General features: G+C 57.3%; 13 protein-coding genes. 9 read left to right on the plus strand and 4 right to left on the minus strand.

Going from position 1 to position 13,834, the window contains the following annotated elements:
* Positions 1–136: 136 nt before the first annotated feature.
* Positions 137–1,909: an SLC13 family permease gene (locus QOL67_RS19300; RefSeq protein WP_283427621.1), complete on the minus strand. Its 1,773-nt coding sequence runs from the start codon at positions 1,907–1,909 to the stop codon at positions 137–139.
* Positions 1,910–2,052: 143 nt separating this feature from the next.
* Here QOL67_RS19300 and QOL67_RS19305 point away from each other — a divergent pair, with 143 nt between their 5' ends.
* Together QOL67_RS19305 and opgC are read left to right on the plus strand one after the other, a co-directional pair.
* A complete protein-coding gene (locus tag QOL67_RS19305) occupies positions 2,053–2,793 on the plus strand; it encodes a YebC/PmpR family DNA-binding transcriptional regulator (RefSeq protein ID WP_283427622.1) in 741 nt (246 codons plus the stop codon).
* Between the two features lie 150 nt (positions 2,794–2,943).
* On the plus strand, positions 2,944–4,035 hold the full coding sequence (opgC, locus tag QOL67_RS19310; RefSeq protein WP_283427623.1) for an OpgC domain-containing protein: 1,092 nt from the start codon (positions 2,944–2,946) through the stop codon (positions 4,033–4,035).
* On the opposite strand, the gene QOL67_RS19315 is transcribed toward opgC, so the two are convergent.
* Positions 4,028–4,903, minus strand: coding sequence for a LysR family transcriptional regulator ArgP (locus tag QOL67_RS19315; protein WP_283427624.1), 876 nt, complete (start codon positions 4,901–4,903; stop codon positions 4,028–4,030). The genes opgC and QOL67_RS19315 overlap by 8 nt on opposite strands.
* On the minus strand, positions 4,900–5,274 hold the full coding sequence (locus QOL67_RS19320; protein ID WP_283427625.1) for a hypothetical protein: 375 nt from the start codon (positions 5,272–5,274) through the stop codon (positions 4,900–4,902). The genes QOL67_RS19315 and QOL67_RS19320 overlap by 4 nt, the downstream gene beginning before the upstream one ends.
* A 100-nt stretch (positions 5,275–5,374) precedes the next feature.
* Between QOL67_RS19320 and QOL67_RS19325 the strand changes: the two genes are divergently transcribed.
* The 6 genes from QOL67_RS19325 (at position 5,375) to QOL67_RS19350 (ending at position 11,562) form a co-directional block, all read left to right on the plus strand.
* Positions 5,375–5,992 carry a LysE/ArgO family amino acid transporter gene (locus tag QOL67_RS19325; RefSeq protein WP_283427626.1) on the plus strand — a complete coding sequence of 206 codons (618 nt, stop codon included), beginning with the start codon at positions 5,375–5,377 and terminating at the stop codon, positions 5,990–5,992.
* Between the two features lie 197 nt (positions 5,993–6,189).
* On the plus strand, positions 6,190–7,134 hold the full coding sequence (locus QOL67_RS19330; protein WP_283427627.1) for a pirin family protein: 945 nt from the start codon (positions 6,190–6,192) through the stop codon (positions 7,132–7,134).
* Positions 7,135–7,205: 71 nt separating this feature from the next.
* Positions 7,206–8,111 (plus strand): DMT family transporter, encoded by a 906-nt coding sequence (locus QOL67_RS19335; RefSeq protein WP_283427628.1) that lies wholly within the window; start codon positions 7,206–7,208, stop codon positions 8,109–8,111.
* Positions 8,112–8,168: 57 nt separating this feature from the next.
* A complete protein-coding gene (locus tag QOL67_RS19340) occupies positions 8,169–9,251 on the plus strand; it encodes a DUF1036 domain-containing protein (RefSeq protein ID WP_283427629.1) in 1,083 nt (360 codons plus the stop codon).
* A gap of 73 nt (positions 9,252–9,324) precedes the next feature.
* On the plus strand, positions 9,325–10,833 hold the full coding sequence (betC, locus tag QOL67_RS19345) for a choline-sulfatase (RefSeq protein ID WP_283427630.1): 1,509 nt from the start codon (positions 9,325–9,327) through the stop codon (positions 10,831–10,833).
* A 72-nt stretch (positions 10,834–10,905) separates the two neighbouring features.
* Positions 10,906–11,562 carry a hypothetical protein gene (locus QOL67_RS19350; protein ID WP_283427631.1) on the plus strand — a complete coding sequence of 219 codons (657 nt, stop codon included), beginning with the start codon at positions 10,906–10,908 and terminating at the stop codon, positions 11,560–11,562.
* Between the two features lie 75 nt (positions 11,563–11,637).
* Here the strand turns inward: QOL67_RS19350 and betI are convergent, their stop codons facing one another.
* On the minus strand, positions 11,638–12,222 hold the full coding sequence (gene betI / locus QOL67_RS19355; protein WP_283427632.1) for a choline-binding transcriptional repressor BetI: 585 nt from the start codon (positions 12,220–12,222) through the stop codon (positions 11,638–11,640).
* Between the two features lie 156 nt (positions 12,223–12,378).
* On the opposite strand from betI, the gene betB reads away from it, so the two are divergent.
* A complete protein-coding gene (betB, locus tag QOL67_RS19360) occupies positions 12,379–13,830 on the plus strand; it encodes a betaine-aldehyde dehydrogenase (protein WP_283427633.1) in 1,452 nt (483 codons plus the stop codon).
* Positions 13,831–13,834: the final 4 nt, after the last annotated feature.

The raw sequence follows: 13,834 nt of genomic DNA on the forward strand, positions 1-13,834 counted from the left end.
ACATTTGTAGAGATGCAACAGGCCCCGTTAACCTTGGTTTTCGGGGTCTGTTTTTTGTCTTTATAACGTTGGTATCGCGTCGGTAGTACGTCGGTGCGACCTTTGTGCCCCCGCAAATGGTAAACACAGCGCGCGGTCAAAGTGGCCAGAACACCAGAATGGCCGGGATCGAGACCACAACCACCAAAATTTCCAGGGGCAGGCCCATGCGCCAGTAATCGCCAAAGCTATAGCCGCCCGGACCAAGGATCAGCGTGTTGTTCTTGTGGCCAATAGGGGTGAGGAAGGCGGAGGAGGCGGCAACAGCGACCGCCATCAGGAAAGGGTCTGCGGACACGCCGAGCGCCTGTGCCATTTGGATGCCCACTGGGGCGGCGACGATGGTGGTGGCGGTGTTGTTGAGAACGTCACTGAGGGTCATGGTGACCAGCATCAACACAGTGAGCACGGCCCAAGCGGGTAAGCCAGCGGTCAGTCCAACAAGCGCGTTGGCAATTAAGGCGGTGCCACCGGAGCTGTCAAGCGCCGCACCAAGTGGGATCACGGATCCGAGAAGCACCACCACCGGCCATTCAACATGATCATAAAGTTCGGAGAGTGGGATGATTTTGGCAAGTACGTAAGCAATCACCACGAGGCCCAAAGCAATGGGCAGGTAGATGAGGCCCAAAGAGGCGGCAGCGACGGCGCCGACAAACAGACCAATGGCGAGCCACATCTTGCTGTTGGCGGTCACAGTCAGGCCGCGATCCGCCAGAGGTAAGCAGCCAAGCCAGTCGGTGACATCGGGGCCGCGGTCTTTGTGCACGAGGATCAGGAGGATGTCGCCGGGTTGCACCACGGTTTTGCGGATCTGGCTGCGGATGCGCCGGCCTTCGCGGGAGATGCCCATAAGCACCGCGCCTTGCCGCCACGCAAGACCAAGGGCAGCGGCGGTTTTTCCGGCGATACGCGCGGTTTCGGGCACCACCACTTCGACAATGTCGAGACCGTCTCCGGCGGCTTTGAGTTGTTCCTCGCGTTTCTCATCAGAGAAATTGAGCGAGAGGGCGGCGCGGAATTCGTCCAGCGCGTCTGGTGTGGCTTCGAGAACCAGCGCATCACCTTCGCGTAGGACGTTGGTGCGGGCGGAACCGTAGAGGCGTTTGCCGCCGCGCATCATGCCGATGATTTGAACATCTGCTTCTTCGGCGTCGGGTTCCACTTCGCCAAGCCGTTTGCCAATCAATTTGCTTTCGGCGGGCACTGTGAGTTCGGCAATATATTGGCCCAGATCAGCAACCTTTTTACCGGCATCTTCGCGGTCCGGGATCAATCGCCAGCCAATCAGAGCGACAAACAGCAGGCCTGCGATGGCGGTGAGGCCTCCGACGGGTGCGAAGTCAAACATTTTGAACGGTTCGCCTAAGCGTTCCTCACGGATGGAGGCGATGATGATGTTGGGTGGGGTGCCGATCAGGGTGGCCATGCCGCCAAGGATGGTGGCAAACGACAGCGGCATGAGGGATTTGGCGGGACTGCGGCCAGCTTTGCGGGCGGTTTGGATGTCCACCGGCATCAGCAGGGCCAGCGCGGCGACGTTGTTCATAAAGGCGGAGAGCACCGCGCCCACCGCGCCGATGATGGCGATGTGGTTGCCAAGGGAGCGGGCGCTGTCGACCAGCGTGCGCGTGATCAAGCCCACAGCACCGGAGCGCACAAGACCGGCGGAGACAATGAGTACCAGCGCGACAATGAGCGTGGCTGGGTGGCCAAAACCTGAAAACGCGTCTTTGGTTGGGACCACTCCTGCGACAACAGCAATCATCAGCGCGGCAAAAGCCACCATGTCATAGCGGAAGCGCCCCCAAAGCAGCATGACAAATACACCACCAAAAAGGCTAAACAAAATGATCTGATCGGGTGTCATAAAAAGGCCTGTGCGCAAATTTTGTTGCAACAGAGTCAATCGCAGAGGCAGGGGAAACGCAAGTCGCTTGCGGCCTTTGGCTGCCTTGACGTATAGAGAGCCCTGAAAAAGCGATACTGCCAATAGATAACCGGAGGCGAACCATGGCCGGCCACAGTAAATGGGCAAACATTCAGCACCGCAAAGGGCGTCAGGACGCCGCGCGCTCCAAGCTGTTTTCCAAACTTTCCAAAGAGATCACCGTCGCAGCCAAGATGGGCGACCCTGATCCAGAGAAAAATCCACGTCTGCGTATGGCGGTGAAAGAAGCCAAGAGCCAGTCCGTTCCGAAAGATGTGATTGATCGCGCAATCAAGAAGTCGGTTGCGGGCGAAGGCGACGAATATGAGGAAATCCGCTATGAGGGCTACGGCCCAAATGGCGTAGCAGTAATTGTCGAAACCATGACCGACAACCGCAACCGAACAGCCTCCACCGTGCGTTCCACCTTCACCAAAAGTGGCGGCAACCTTGGCGAGACCGGATCTGTGGGCTTCATGTTCGACCGTAAAGGCGAAGTGACTTACGGCGCGGATGCCGGAGATGCGGACTCTGTTTTTGAAGCGGCGATTGAAGCCGGTGCCGAGGATGTCGAAAGCTCTGACGAGGGCCACATCATCTGGTGTGAAGACACCGACTTGAACGAGGTATCCAATGCGCTGGAAGCGGCCTTGGGTGAATCGGTCAGCACCAAGCTGGTGTGGAAACCGACCACCACAACTGAGCTGGATCTGGAAGGCATGCAAAAGTTGATGCGCTTGATTGATGCGCTGGAAGATGACGATGACGTGCAGCGCGTGACCGCCAACTTTGAAGCCTCAGACGAGGTGATGGAGCAGCTTTAAGCCGTTTCATCATTGACAAAATATGAGCCCCGTCAGCCCCGCTGGCGGGGCTTTTGTATTGGCGGGTTAACCATCCCACAGTTTCGCCGCATTTTGGTGGTAGTCTGAGCCCGGCACTACAAAGATTTCATTGATTTGAGGACTGAAGGCATGCGGTTTGACCTTCTGGACGGGGTGCGTGGACACCTGCTTTTTATGATGATGCTGGCGCATTTGGGGGCGCAGTCGGGCATGGGTTCTCTCTATGAGGTGCATCATGTGCAGGTCATCCAGCTTTTAAGTGCTGAGTTTCTGGTGGTCTTGTCAGGGCTGTTGGTTGGCATTCTCTATGCCATCAAATTTCAAGCTCCCGGGAAGCTGGCCCGGTTTCTGAAGCAACGTATCCGCAAGATTTACGTCTACTATCTGATTTCAGCGGGGCCATTTTTGATCCTGCTGGTTTTGGAAGGCGCGGGATTGAGACAATTTGCTTTTGGGCTTGGGGAGGTTCTGCTTATCCAGAATGGCGGGGCCTATTCCGATATCTTGCCAATCTATGTGTACTGCTTTGCCTTGCTGTTCCTGTTGAGTTTTGGGCTGGCCTACGTGCCGCAGGTGACGTTGCTGGTCCCGTCTGCGCTTATCTATGCCGTGAGTTTGTTCAACTACGACGGCGGGGTGTTTGGCTGGGGCGGCAAGTTTCTGGTGTTTGACATCGCGGCCTGGCAGTTCCTGTTCTTTCTGTCGTATTTGGCCGGGCTGTATTTTCGCGAAATTGTCGGGTGGCTCAATAGTTTGAGTGATGAGGCGTTTGTACTGCTGTTGGGTGGCTGTGCTGTGATGGCATTGGGGCAGAGGTGGGCCTTCTGGTATCCGACAATTGGCGCTTTGCCGGAGGGTGTACATGGCAACTGGTACCGCATGCATCTGCACCCTGTGCATCTGCTGCGCACCTTTGCCGTGGCGGCGTTTGTGACTGTGGTGTTGACCCGTTCGGTGCCGGTGACAGTTTGGATGACGAAAAGCTTTCGCTGGTACTTTTCGTTGCCGTTGTTGCGCTACTGCGGCGTGTGGGCAATCCAGATGTTTGTGATTCACGTCTATATGGTTGCGTTGTTTGCCTATCTGTTGCCGCATTGGGGTCAGGCTGAGCGCTTAGGCTGGGCTGTTGGGTTTCAACTGGCCTATATGGCCATTCCTTATGGGATTCACCACGCCATGGCACGGCGGAGGCAAGCTCTGGCGGCGCGTGGTGTCAGCTAAGGTGGTCGTGCGCAACTTGACGCACCGCTTTGGTCAGAGGAGTCAGAGCTGGGGCCAGCAGGCGACTGGATTGCCAATAGAGCGGCGTGTCGTAGGTGGTGTCCGGGATCAGCGGGACCAAAGCGCCGGTTGTGAGGTGCGGTCGTACCAGTGGCTCGGGGTTCATGCCCCAACCTAGGCCCAGCAGGCAGGCTTCGACAAATCCGGTGGAAGAGGGGAGGCGGTGGCTGGGCGGTGTTGGCGTGACGCCGAGATTTTGCGCCATCCAGTTTTGCTGCAGGCGGTCTTTTGCATCGAAAATCAACAAAGGTGCATGCGCGATGGCCTCCGCAGTGACGCCATTTGGAAAGTGTTTGGCCATATAAGCCGGGCTGGCGGAGGGCACGTACCGAAGTGGGCCAAGGGCGGTGCTGTCACAGCCTGCAATGGGCGCTTCATGCGCGGTGACTGCGGCGACCACTTCACCACGGCGCAGCCAATCTGCAGAGAAATCCTGATCATCGACCACCAGATCAAACAGCAGGTCAGGCACTTGTGCCGCGGCTTTCAGAAACCACGTGGCAAGACTGTCGGCGGTGACGGCAATACGCAGGCGGGCGGTTCGGGGCGAGAGCTTGGCAAGGTCACGAGATAAGGCGCTTTCCAGCATGCCAACCTGATCAAGGTGCGCGGCGAGGCGACGACCGGTTTCGGTGCCTTGGCATGGTGTGCCGCGCAGCACCAAGGGCATGCCGACGCGCTCTTCCAGAACTTTCAAACGTTGCGATACGGCGGATTGCGTCACGCCCAGTTCCTGTGCAGCGGCCTCAAAGCTGCCCGTGCGCAGGATAGCGGCCAGAGCAGCGAGGTGGGCGTAGTCGAGGGTCATTGCAGCTTGGCGGCGGTGCCGTGGGTTGGCGTGCGATGGAACTGCTGGCTGCCAAAACGACCACCGTCATGGGCCAGCGCCCAGTTTCTTGCTTCGGACACGGACATGTCCAGGTTCCGCGCAAGTTTGTCAGCAAGAGCGCAGGCAGAGCGCGTTGGGTGCAGTTTTGCGAGCCGCGTGATGTGGCGCAAGCGGGCTTCGGGAAATTGGTCCAGACAGCGTTTCAAGGCTGTTTTTGGGAGGTGGAAATGAAAGGCCAATGCGGTGCGGAGGAACAATTCATCATGCCCGGCTGCGTCCAGCCGGCGGCAATAGTCGACATTGCTTTCGCCGTTTACGGGCGGTAGCTTTTTGTAGTTGGGCAAGTCCATAAGTTTTCCTAATGTGACGCCAGTTGTTTTAATTTGAGTAATTCACCTACTGGCCGTAGTCAAACCCCAAGATGACACGACTGACAAAGGCGCGGCGAGCATGGGTGAGACAGGTATTTTTGGACCGGCATTGGCGGGATTTGCGCTTGGGTTCTCGCTGATTATGGCAATTGGCGCGCAGAATGCCTTTGTGTTGCGACAAGGATTGCGCGGCGAATATGTGTTGCCACTGGTGCTGACCTGCGCGGTAAGTGATGCACTGTTGATTACGTTGGGAGTGGCTGGGTTTGGCGCCTTGATCGCTGCCAGTCCGGGTTTGATCGACTGGGTGCGCTACTTTGGGGCGGCCTTTTTGTTTGTCTATGGCGCGATGAATTTTCGGGCAGCGACGCAAGGGGGGGATGCGCTGGCGGACAAAGGACGCACGGCGGGCAGTTTGGGGGCGGCAGTGATGACTTGTGTGCTGCTGACCTGGGCCAATCCTCATGTGTACCTAGATACGGTTGTGTTGCTTGGGGGGATTTCGGCGCAGTACTCTCCGGCCTGGGCCTTTGGTTTGGGTGCGGTGGTGGCGAGTTTTACGTTTTTCTTCACGCTTGGGTTTGGCGCTAAATTGCTGCGCCCGTTTTTCACCAATCCGCGGTCGTGGCAGATTTTGGATGTGCTGGTTGGCGTGACCATGTGGGCGATTGCGGCCAAGCTGATCTGGGGCATGTGAGGGGGCGCTGCTCCCGTCGCAGCAGGCTGCTACTCCCCCGGGATACTGGGGAATAATGAATGACAGGAGCAGAGCGGTTACGATTGGGTGCACATATGCTGTGCGTGGGCGCGGTTTGGCGGGCAAACGGATTGTGCGTATGGTGAGGCGTGACGAGAGGTGTGCCTTTCGGACATAAGCCAGCGACGGAGGACGCCATGAGTTGGAACCCAGCCTTAGAGCCAACACTGCCAGATGCCACAGCTTTGGATGCCATTGAGACGGTGATTGTGCCTCGGTCGCGGGATTTGGGAGGGTTTGAGGTACGCCGTGCCTTGCCGTCACCACAGCGCCAGATGGTGGGGCCGTTTATTTTCTTTGATCAGGCCGGGCCGGCGGAGTTTCTGACCGGGCAGGGCATTGATGTGCGGCCGCATCCGCATATTGGGTTGGGCACTGTGACCTATTTGTATCGCGGTGAGTTTGAGCACCGCGATAGTCTGGGTACACATCAGATGATTTATCCGGGGGAAGTAAACTGGATGGTGGCCGGGAACGGCGTGACTCATTCAGAGCGTACGTCGGAGGCGACCCGTAAATTACCAAGTTCGCTGTTTGGCATTCAAACCTGGATTGCCTTGCCTGAAGCGCACGAAGATGATCCGGCGGGGTTTGAACACCATGGCAAAGAGGCACTGCCGTTTCTTGAGGGCGAGGGCAAAGAGGTGCGGCTGATCCTTGGCGATGCCTGGGGGGAGCGCGCGCCGGTAAGCATGATGTCAGAGACATTTTACGCGGATGTGGTCTTGGAGGCCGGGGCAAAACTGCCGATGCCTGACAATCACGAAGATCGTGGGCTGTATGTGACGCAGGGAGCGGTGGAGATCGCCGGAGACGTGTTTGAAGCTGGGCGGATGATGGTGTTTCGACCCGGTGACGCGATCACAGTTACGGCCGGGCCACAAGGTGCGCGGTTGATGGCATTGGGTGGCGAGACCATGAATGGGCCGCGTTATATTTCGTGGAACTTTGTCAGCTCCAGCAAAGAGAAGATTGAGGCTGCGAAGGCCGATTGGGCGGCGGGAGATTGGGCTGATGGGCGGTTTCAATTGCCGCCGGGGGACGATCGGGAGTTTATTCCTTTGCCTGACAGGATGCTGTGACGCGGCCACAAAATTTTGCTTAACAGGTTTCCTATCTCGACACTGCCCTGGCGTCATGTCTATGTGGCGGCATGACGGATGAAAGTGCCAGTTCCCCTGTGATGGGCGTGTTTTGGATGCTGGTCACGGGGCTTTGCTTTGTGGCGGTGACCGCGCTTGTGAAAATGGTGGGCACGCGGCTTCCGGCGTCGGAGACGGCGTTTTTGCGCTACGCGCTGGGCATTGTGTTTCTGATCCCGATGATCAAACCCATTCTGGAGGCGAAGCTCACCAAGCTGCAGGTTGGCTTGTTCAGCCTGCGCGGTGTTTTGCACACCGGCGCGGTGGTGGCGTGGTTCTTTGCCATGGCGCGCATTCCGATCGCAGAAGTCACGGCGATGAACTACCTGTCGCCGGTCTATGTCACTATTGGTGCGGCGCTGTTCCTTGGCGAAAAACTGGCATTTCGACGGATTGCGGCGGTGATTGTGGCGCTGATCGGGGTGACGATCATTCTGCGCCCCGGGTTTCGTGAGCTGAGCCCAGGGCATTTTGCGATGCTGTTCACGGCGCTGGGCTTTGCCGGGGGCTACTTGATTGCCAAGCGGTTGAGTGAAGAGGTCAGCCCCACAGTGGTGGTCGGCATGTTGTCGGTGACGGTGACCATTGGGCTTGCGCCGCTGGCGCTGTCAGTCTGGGTGACGCCGACGTTGGAAGAACTGGTGATCTTGTTTGGTGTGGCCTGTCTTGCCACGGCGGGGCATTTCACAATGACGCTGGCGTTTAAGGCCGCGCCGGTGACAGTGACGCAGCCGGTGAGTTTTTTGCAGATGGTCTGGGCGGTGCTGTTAGGCTGGATTGGGTTTGGCGAGCAACCGGACGTCTGGGTATTGGTTGGGGCGTTGATCATTATTGGCGCGATCAGCTTTATCACTTGGCGCGAAGCGGTGTTGAAGCGGCGACAGATCACGCCTCTGGTGGGGCAGACCAAGCTCTGAGATTTGCGTGAACGGTAAAACTGCGCCTATCCTGAGGAAAATCGGGAGAGGGGCACTATGAAATCAACTTTCTGGATGATGGGGCTAGTGGCGATAACCCTGCCTTTGGCCGCACAGGCGGGGCTGGAGATTTGTAATGAAGCCGGTTTTCCGCAGAGCGTAGCGGTGGCCTATAAGGACGGCGATGGCTATCGCTCGCGTGGATGGTGGAACCTTGATCCCGGGGAATGTGATACGCCGGTCTCTGGCGATCTGAAACGCCGATATTACTACGTTTTTGCGACGGCAACTGGATACGCGTTTGACCCGGTGGAGAGGTATAGCTTTTGCACAGAGTTGTCCGGGTTCTCGATTGTAGGTGATGAGGACTGCGAGGCGCGAGGCTATGACAAGTCGATGTTTGCCAAGATTGATACGGGTAAGACGGCCAAAGACTATAGGTTGAATATCAAGGCGGGAATTTTCACGGCGTTGGATAGGGGCGCGTCTGGTGGTTCGACCGCAACGCCACCGGCGGAGATTGTTTACTCCACGGACTCTGAAGCGCGGCGGATTTTGCCGCTTCATATGCCGATGGAGAATTCGGGCTTTTTTGGTGAGCCGTTCTCGCAGGTTGGCATATTTCAGGGCTGTTCCTTTGAGTATGAGGATGCGTTTTGCAGCTTTCACGCGGAGGGATGGAAGTATTACGTCAACTACGGCAACGGTACTGAAGATGCGCTGCTGGATGCATTGGAGTTTCTGCCGGTGGGCACACCGGTGTCCTTTGGTGGCGACATGATCAGTTATGGCGACATCACGGCGGACACAGTGATCCGGGAGGTGAGCTATTTTCCTGAGCTGGACCCCTATCAGCACATCCGCGAAGCGATGATGGGGATGTGGCGTGATATGACGGACACAACCGCGCAAGTTTTGATTGAAGGCGCGGAGTGGACGGACATGTACAATGGCGAGCCAGCAGCGACCTACTTTCTGCAAATTGCAGAAAGGTGTGACGCCGGGCCGGGCGGGCCGGTCTTGTTGCAGACCAATCCCGAGGACCGTGAGCCTTATTGTTACATGATCGATAGGGTCACAGACGAGGAGATGGTGCTTTATTATTACGGCAATCCGCAGCCGTTCGTTTATCGGCGTTGAATTGTCGCGAAACGTCTTGAATGCGGGACTTGTGCGTTCATAGGGTGTGGCAACCAACTTAAGGAGTGCCGCCATGTCCCGTCCCAATATTCTGATTTTTATGGTGGATCAGCTCAATGGGACGTTGTTCCCAGACGGGCCGGCGGAGTGGTTGCATGCGCCCAACCTAAAAAAGTTGGCGGCGCGGTCGACACGGTTTCAGAACGCCTACACCGCCAGTCCGCTATGTGCGCCGGGGCGGGCGGCGTTTATGTCTGGGCAGTTGCCAAGCGGCACAGGCGTTTATGACAATGCCGCGGAGTTTGCCTCTTCGATCCCAACCTACGCGCACCATTTGCGGCGGGCGGGCTATCAGACATGCCTGTCCGGCAAGATGCACTTTGTTGGGCCAGATCAGCTGCATGGGTTTGAGGAGCGGTTGACCACCGACATCTATCCGCCGGATTTTGGTTGGACGCCGGATTATCGCAAGCCGGGCGAGCGCATTGAATGGTGGTATCACAACATGGGCAGCGTCACTGGTGCAGGTGTGGCCGAGATTTCCAACCAGATGGAGTATGACGACGAGGTTGCCTACCACGCCACACGCAAGGTTTATGATCTGGCGCGGGGGCAGGACGCGCGGCCGTGGTGTCTGACTGTCAGCTTCACACATCCGCATGATCCGTATGTGGCGCGTAAGAAGTATTGGGACCTTTATGAGGATTGTGACCATCTGCTGCCGGAAGTTGGGTCGATCCCTTATGAAGAACAAGATACGCATTCAAAGCGGATTTTTGACGCCAACGACTGGCGCAGTTTTGATATCACCGAAGAAGACATCCGCCGTAGCCGCCGCGCGTATTTTGCCAATATCAGCTATCTGGATGACAAGATTGGCGAAATCATGGAGGCGTTGGAAGCCACGCGACAGGAGGCCGTCATCCTCTTTGTCAGTGACCATGGCGATATGCTTGGCGAGCGCGGTTTGTGGTTCAAGATGAGCTTTTATGAGGGTTCCAGCCGCGTGCCAATGATGGTTGCTGCGCCGTCCATGGAGCCCGGTTTGGTGACCACACCGGTGAGCAACATCGATGTCTGTCCAACGCTCTGTGATCTGGCCGGCGTGAGTATGGAAGAGGTCATGCCCTGGACCACAGGCGAGAGCCTTGTGCATCTGGGCCAAGGCGGCGAACGCGATACGCCGGTGATGATTGAATATGCCGCAGAGGCCTCATATGCGCCGATGGTGTCGTTGCGCTATGGCAAGTGGAAGTACAACCGCTGTGCGCTGGACCCGGATCAGCTGTTTGATCTGGCTGCTGACCCACATGAACTGACCAATCTGGCTGAGGAACCGGCGCATCAAGGCACGGTGCAAACTTTACGGGCCAAAGCGGAGGCGCGTTGGGATTTGGCGGCATTTGATGCGGCGGTGCGGGAAAGTCAGGCGCGGCGTTGGGTGGTCTATGAGGCGTTGCGGGAGGGCGGTTATTTCCCGTGGGACTACCAACCGCTGCAAAAGGCCTCGGAGCGCTACATGCGCAACCACATGGACCTGAATGAAGTTGAGGAAAATCAGCGGTTTCCGCGTGGGGAGTAGACCACCACACGTGGGAGTAGATTGTTAATGCTTATCCCCCTAGGCTGCGCCAAACGCGAAGGGGAGAGCTTTATGAATTTGAAAACACTGATGTTGGTAGGCGCAGCCATGACGTTGGCAAGCGTCGGACAGGCGCAGATGTTCATTGATAGCGGTGTGGAAAGTGGTACGCGGGGAGAGCCAATTGAAGATGTGGCCATGTTGCACAGCTGTATTTTTGAAACAGAGGTGCCAAGTTGCCAGCTGACCAGCAATGGGTTCACTTATTACGTGAGCTGGAATGAGCCAACGCCAAGCTACATTGTCGAGGCGATGGGCACGTTGCATGTCAACGCGCCCTTGTGGTTGCGGGCGGACATTGTGGAGATGGGCGACATGTCGGCGGAACTGGCGGTGCATGCGTTCCGCCATGATCCTTCTCTGGACCCCTATGCCGAAATCCGCGCGAACCTGCAGGGCCAATGGGTGTTTGCTGCCGATCCGGCCTATACCTCAACAGTATGGGGCGATCAGGTGACCGAGGAGATCAATGGAGACTACTCGTCGGAGTACACGCTGCAACTGGCAGACGCTTGTGAGAAATCAAACGGGCAGGGGCCGGTGATGATTGCGTACATCGATCCCTGGAGTGAGCCGCCTTGCATGATTATTGAAGCGGTTACGGCTGACAAGATGATCATGCAATTGGCCGGGGGGGACGGCACTTTGTATAAATACGTGCGTCCCTAGGCTTTTCTTGCCCCAAATATCCCGGGGGAGTCGCGCATCGCGCGGCGGGGGCTGGCCCCGAACTCTCTCAGCAGGTCAGTCTTGTGACACTAACATGAGGTCCGCCACTTCGCGGGCCTCTTTGCGTGCCTGGGCCGGGTTGAGCGGTGTGTCCGATTGCGCGGCCTCCAGCCAAACGCCATCCATGTAACATTGCAACGCTTCACGTAGGGTTTCGCGCCGGTCCTCTGCCACAAGCGCGCGCAATTCAGCACGGAAGTGCGCCGTGACCCGTGACCGGTTGATGCGATGCAGACGTTGCAGGCTTTCCGCATAAGGCGCGTTGGCCCAGAATTGAATCCAAATCGAGCACTGCTCATTGGTGAACAGCCTGTCCGAAAAATTGGCGTCAATCACCGCCATCAGCCGCTCATGCGGGGATTTGGCGGTGGCGTAGCGCTCCAGCATGGCTTGTTTCAACAGGGTCAGCAGGCGGCGCATGGTGGCCTCCATCAGCTTTTCCTTGGAGCCAAAATAATAGTTGATTGACGCGGCTGACGCCCCTGCCTCTGCGGCAATTTCCGCCATCGTGACAACGGCATAGCCCCGTTTGTGCACAGCCGTGATGGTGGCGCTGATCAACTCTTCATGTCGGATATCGCGGATACGTGTTCGGCCCATGGCGCCACTTTAGCGAGATCACGGGGAGGGGCAATATTGTTGTTTCAATAAAATTTTTAAATGGTCATTTAAAAAAATGACCCGTGATGCTAGTTTGTCTGTCAGATTGAGAATCCGCAGCCTCTTGAAGAAGGGGGCGTAGAAAAGGAACGCGCGATGCAGTTGCAACCGACGGCCAGCCATTTCATCAACGGGGCTTATGTGGAGGACACGGCGGGGGCGCCGATTGAGATCATTTACCCGGCCACCGGCGAGGTGATTGGCACCGTGCACGCGGCGACACCGGCAATTGTTGATCAGGCGCTTGAGAGTGCCAAGGTGGGTCAGAAAGTCTGGGCTGCGATGACCGGCCGGGAGCGTGGGCGCATCATGAGCCGTGCAGCGGCGATGATAATGGAGCGCAACCACGAGCTTTCGGTGCTGGAGACTTATGACACTGGAAAGCCGTATCAAGAGACTATCGCCGTGGACGCGACATCTGGTGCGGACGCGTTGGAGTATTTTGGCGGTTTGGCGGGCAGCTTGACCGGTGAGCACATCCCCTTGGGTGAGGATTGGGTTTATACCGTGCGCGAACCGCTTGGCGTGTGTGTGGGCATCGGCGCGTGGAACTATCCAACGCAGATTGCCTGCTGGAAAGGTGCGCCGGCGTTGGCCTGTGGCAATGCGATGGTGTTTAAGCCGTCGGAAACCACGCCGATGTGTGCGTTGAAGGTGGCGGAAATTCTGCATGAGGCGGGCGTGCCTGCTGGCGTTTATAACGTCATTCAGGGCATGGGCGAGGTTGGCGCTGCACTAGTCAATGATACACGTGTTGACAAGGTGAGCCTGACCGGCTCAGTGTCCACCGGCAAGAAGGTTTATGCGGCGGCGGCCAGCCACATGAAGCATGTGACCATGGAGCTGGGTGGGAAATCTCCGCTGATCATCTTTGATGATGCGGATGTCGAAAACGCCGTGGGCGGCGCCATTTTGGGCAACTTCTATAGCTCCGGGCAGGTCTGCTCCAACGGCACACGGGTGTTTGTGCAGAAGGGCATCAAAGAGAAATTCCTGGCCCGTCTTGCCGAACGTCTGGACACGGCTGTGATTGGTGATCCGCTGGATGAGGCGACAAGCTTTGGTCCAATGGTGTCTAAGCGGCAGATGGATATCGTGCTGGGCTATATGGCCAAAGGCCAAGAGGAAGGTGCGCGGCTGGTTTACGGCGGCAAGCGTCTGGAACGGGACGGGTTTTACCTTGAGCCCACCGTGTTTGCCGATGTGACCGACGACATGACCATTGCCCGCGAAGAGATTTTTGGGCCGGTGATGTCGGTGCTGGATTTTGACACTGAGGAAGAAGTGATTGCGCGCGCCAATGACACCGAATACGGCCTTTCGGCTGGTGTGTTCACCTCCGATTTGTCGCGTGGCCACCGAGTGATTGGGCAGCTTGAAGCGGGCAGCTGCTTTATCAACTCCTACAACGATGCGCCGGTGGAGGCGCCGTTTGGCGGGGTGAAAAACTCCGGTGTGGGGCGTGAAAACTCCAAGGAGGCGATCAACCACTATAGCCAAGTGAAATCGGTTTACGTGCGTATGGGCGACGTGGAAGCGCCTTACTAATCGC

The sequence above is a fragment of the Shimia sagamensis genome, from assembly GCF_900182745.1.
In the GTDB taxonomy this organism is placed as follows: Bacteria; Pseudomonadota; Alphaproteobacteria; order Rhodobacterales; family Rhodobacteraceae; genus Shimia; species Shimia sagamensis.

Coding starts and splice junctions, on each gene's coding strand:
- QOL67_RS19300 (WP_283427621.1), bottom strand. CDS start 1,909: ATGACACCCGATCAGATCATTTTGTTTAGCCTTTTTGGTGGTGTATTT.
- QOL67_RS19305 (WP_283427622.1), top strand. CDS start 2,053: ATGGCCGGCCACAGTAAATGGGCAAACATTCAGCACCGCAAAGGGCGT.
- opgC (WP_283427623.1), top strand. CDS start 2,944: ATGCGGTTTGACCTTCTGGACGGGGTGCGTGGACACCTGCTTTTTATG.
- QOL67_RS19315 (WP_283427624.1), bottom strand. CDS start 4,903: ATGACCCTCGACTACGCCCACCTCGCTGCTCTGGCCGCTATCCTGCGC.
- QOL67_RS19320 (WP_283427625.1), bottom strand. CDS start 5,274: ATGGACTTGCCCAACTACAAAAAGCTACCGCCCGTAAACGGCGAAAGC.
- QOL67_RS19325 (WP_283427626.1), top strand. CDS start 5,375: ATGGGTGAGACAGGTATTTTTGGACCGGCATTGGCGGGATTTGCGCTT.
- QOL67_RS19330 (WP_283427627.1), top strand. CDS start 6,190: ATGAGTTGGAACCCAGCCTTAGAGCCAACACTGCCAGATGCCACAGCT.
- QOL67_RS19335 (WP_283427628.1), top strand. CDS start 7,206: ATGACGGATGAAAGTGCCAGTTCCCCTGTGATGGGCGTGTTTTGGATG.
- QOL67_RS19340 (WP_283427629.1), top strand. CDS start 8,169: ATGAAATCAACTTTCTGGATGATGGGGCTAGTGGCGATAACCCTGCCT.
- betC (WP_283427630.1), top strand. CDS start 9,325: ATGTCCCGTCCCAATATTCTGATTTTTATGGTGGATCAGCTCAATGGG.
- QOL67_RS19350 (WP_283427631.1), top strand. CDS start 10,906: ATGAATTTGAAAACACTGATGTTGGTAGGCGCAGCCATGACGTTGGCA.
- betI (WP_283427632.1), bottom strand. CDS start 12,222: ATGGGCCGAACACGTATCCGCGATATCCGACATGAAGAGTTGATCAGC.
- betB (WP_283427633.1), top strand. CDS start 12,379: ATGCAGTTGCAACCGACGGCCAGCCATTTCATCAACGGGGCTTATGTG.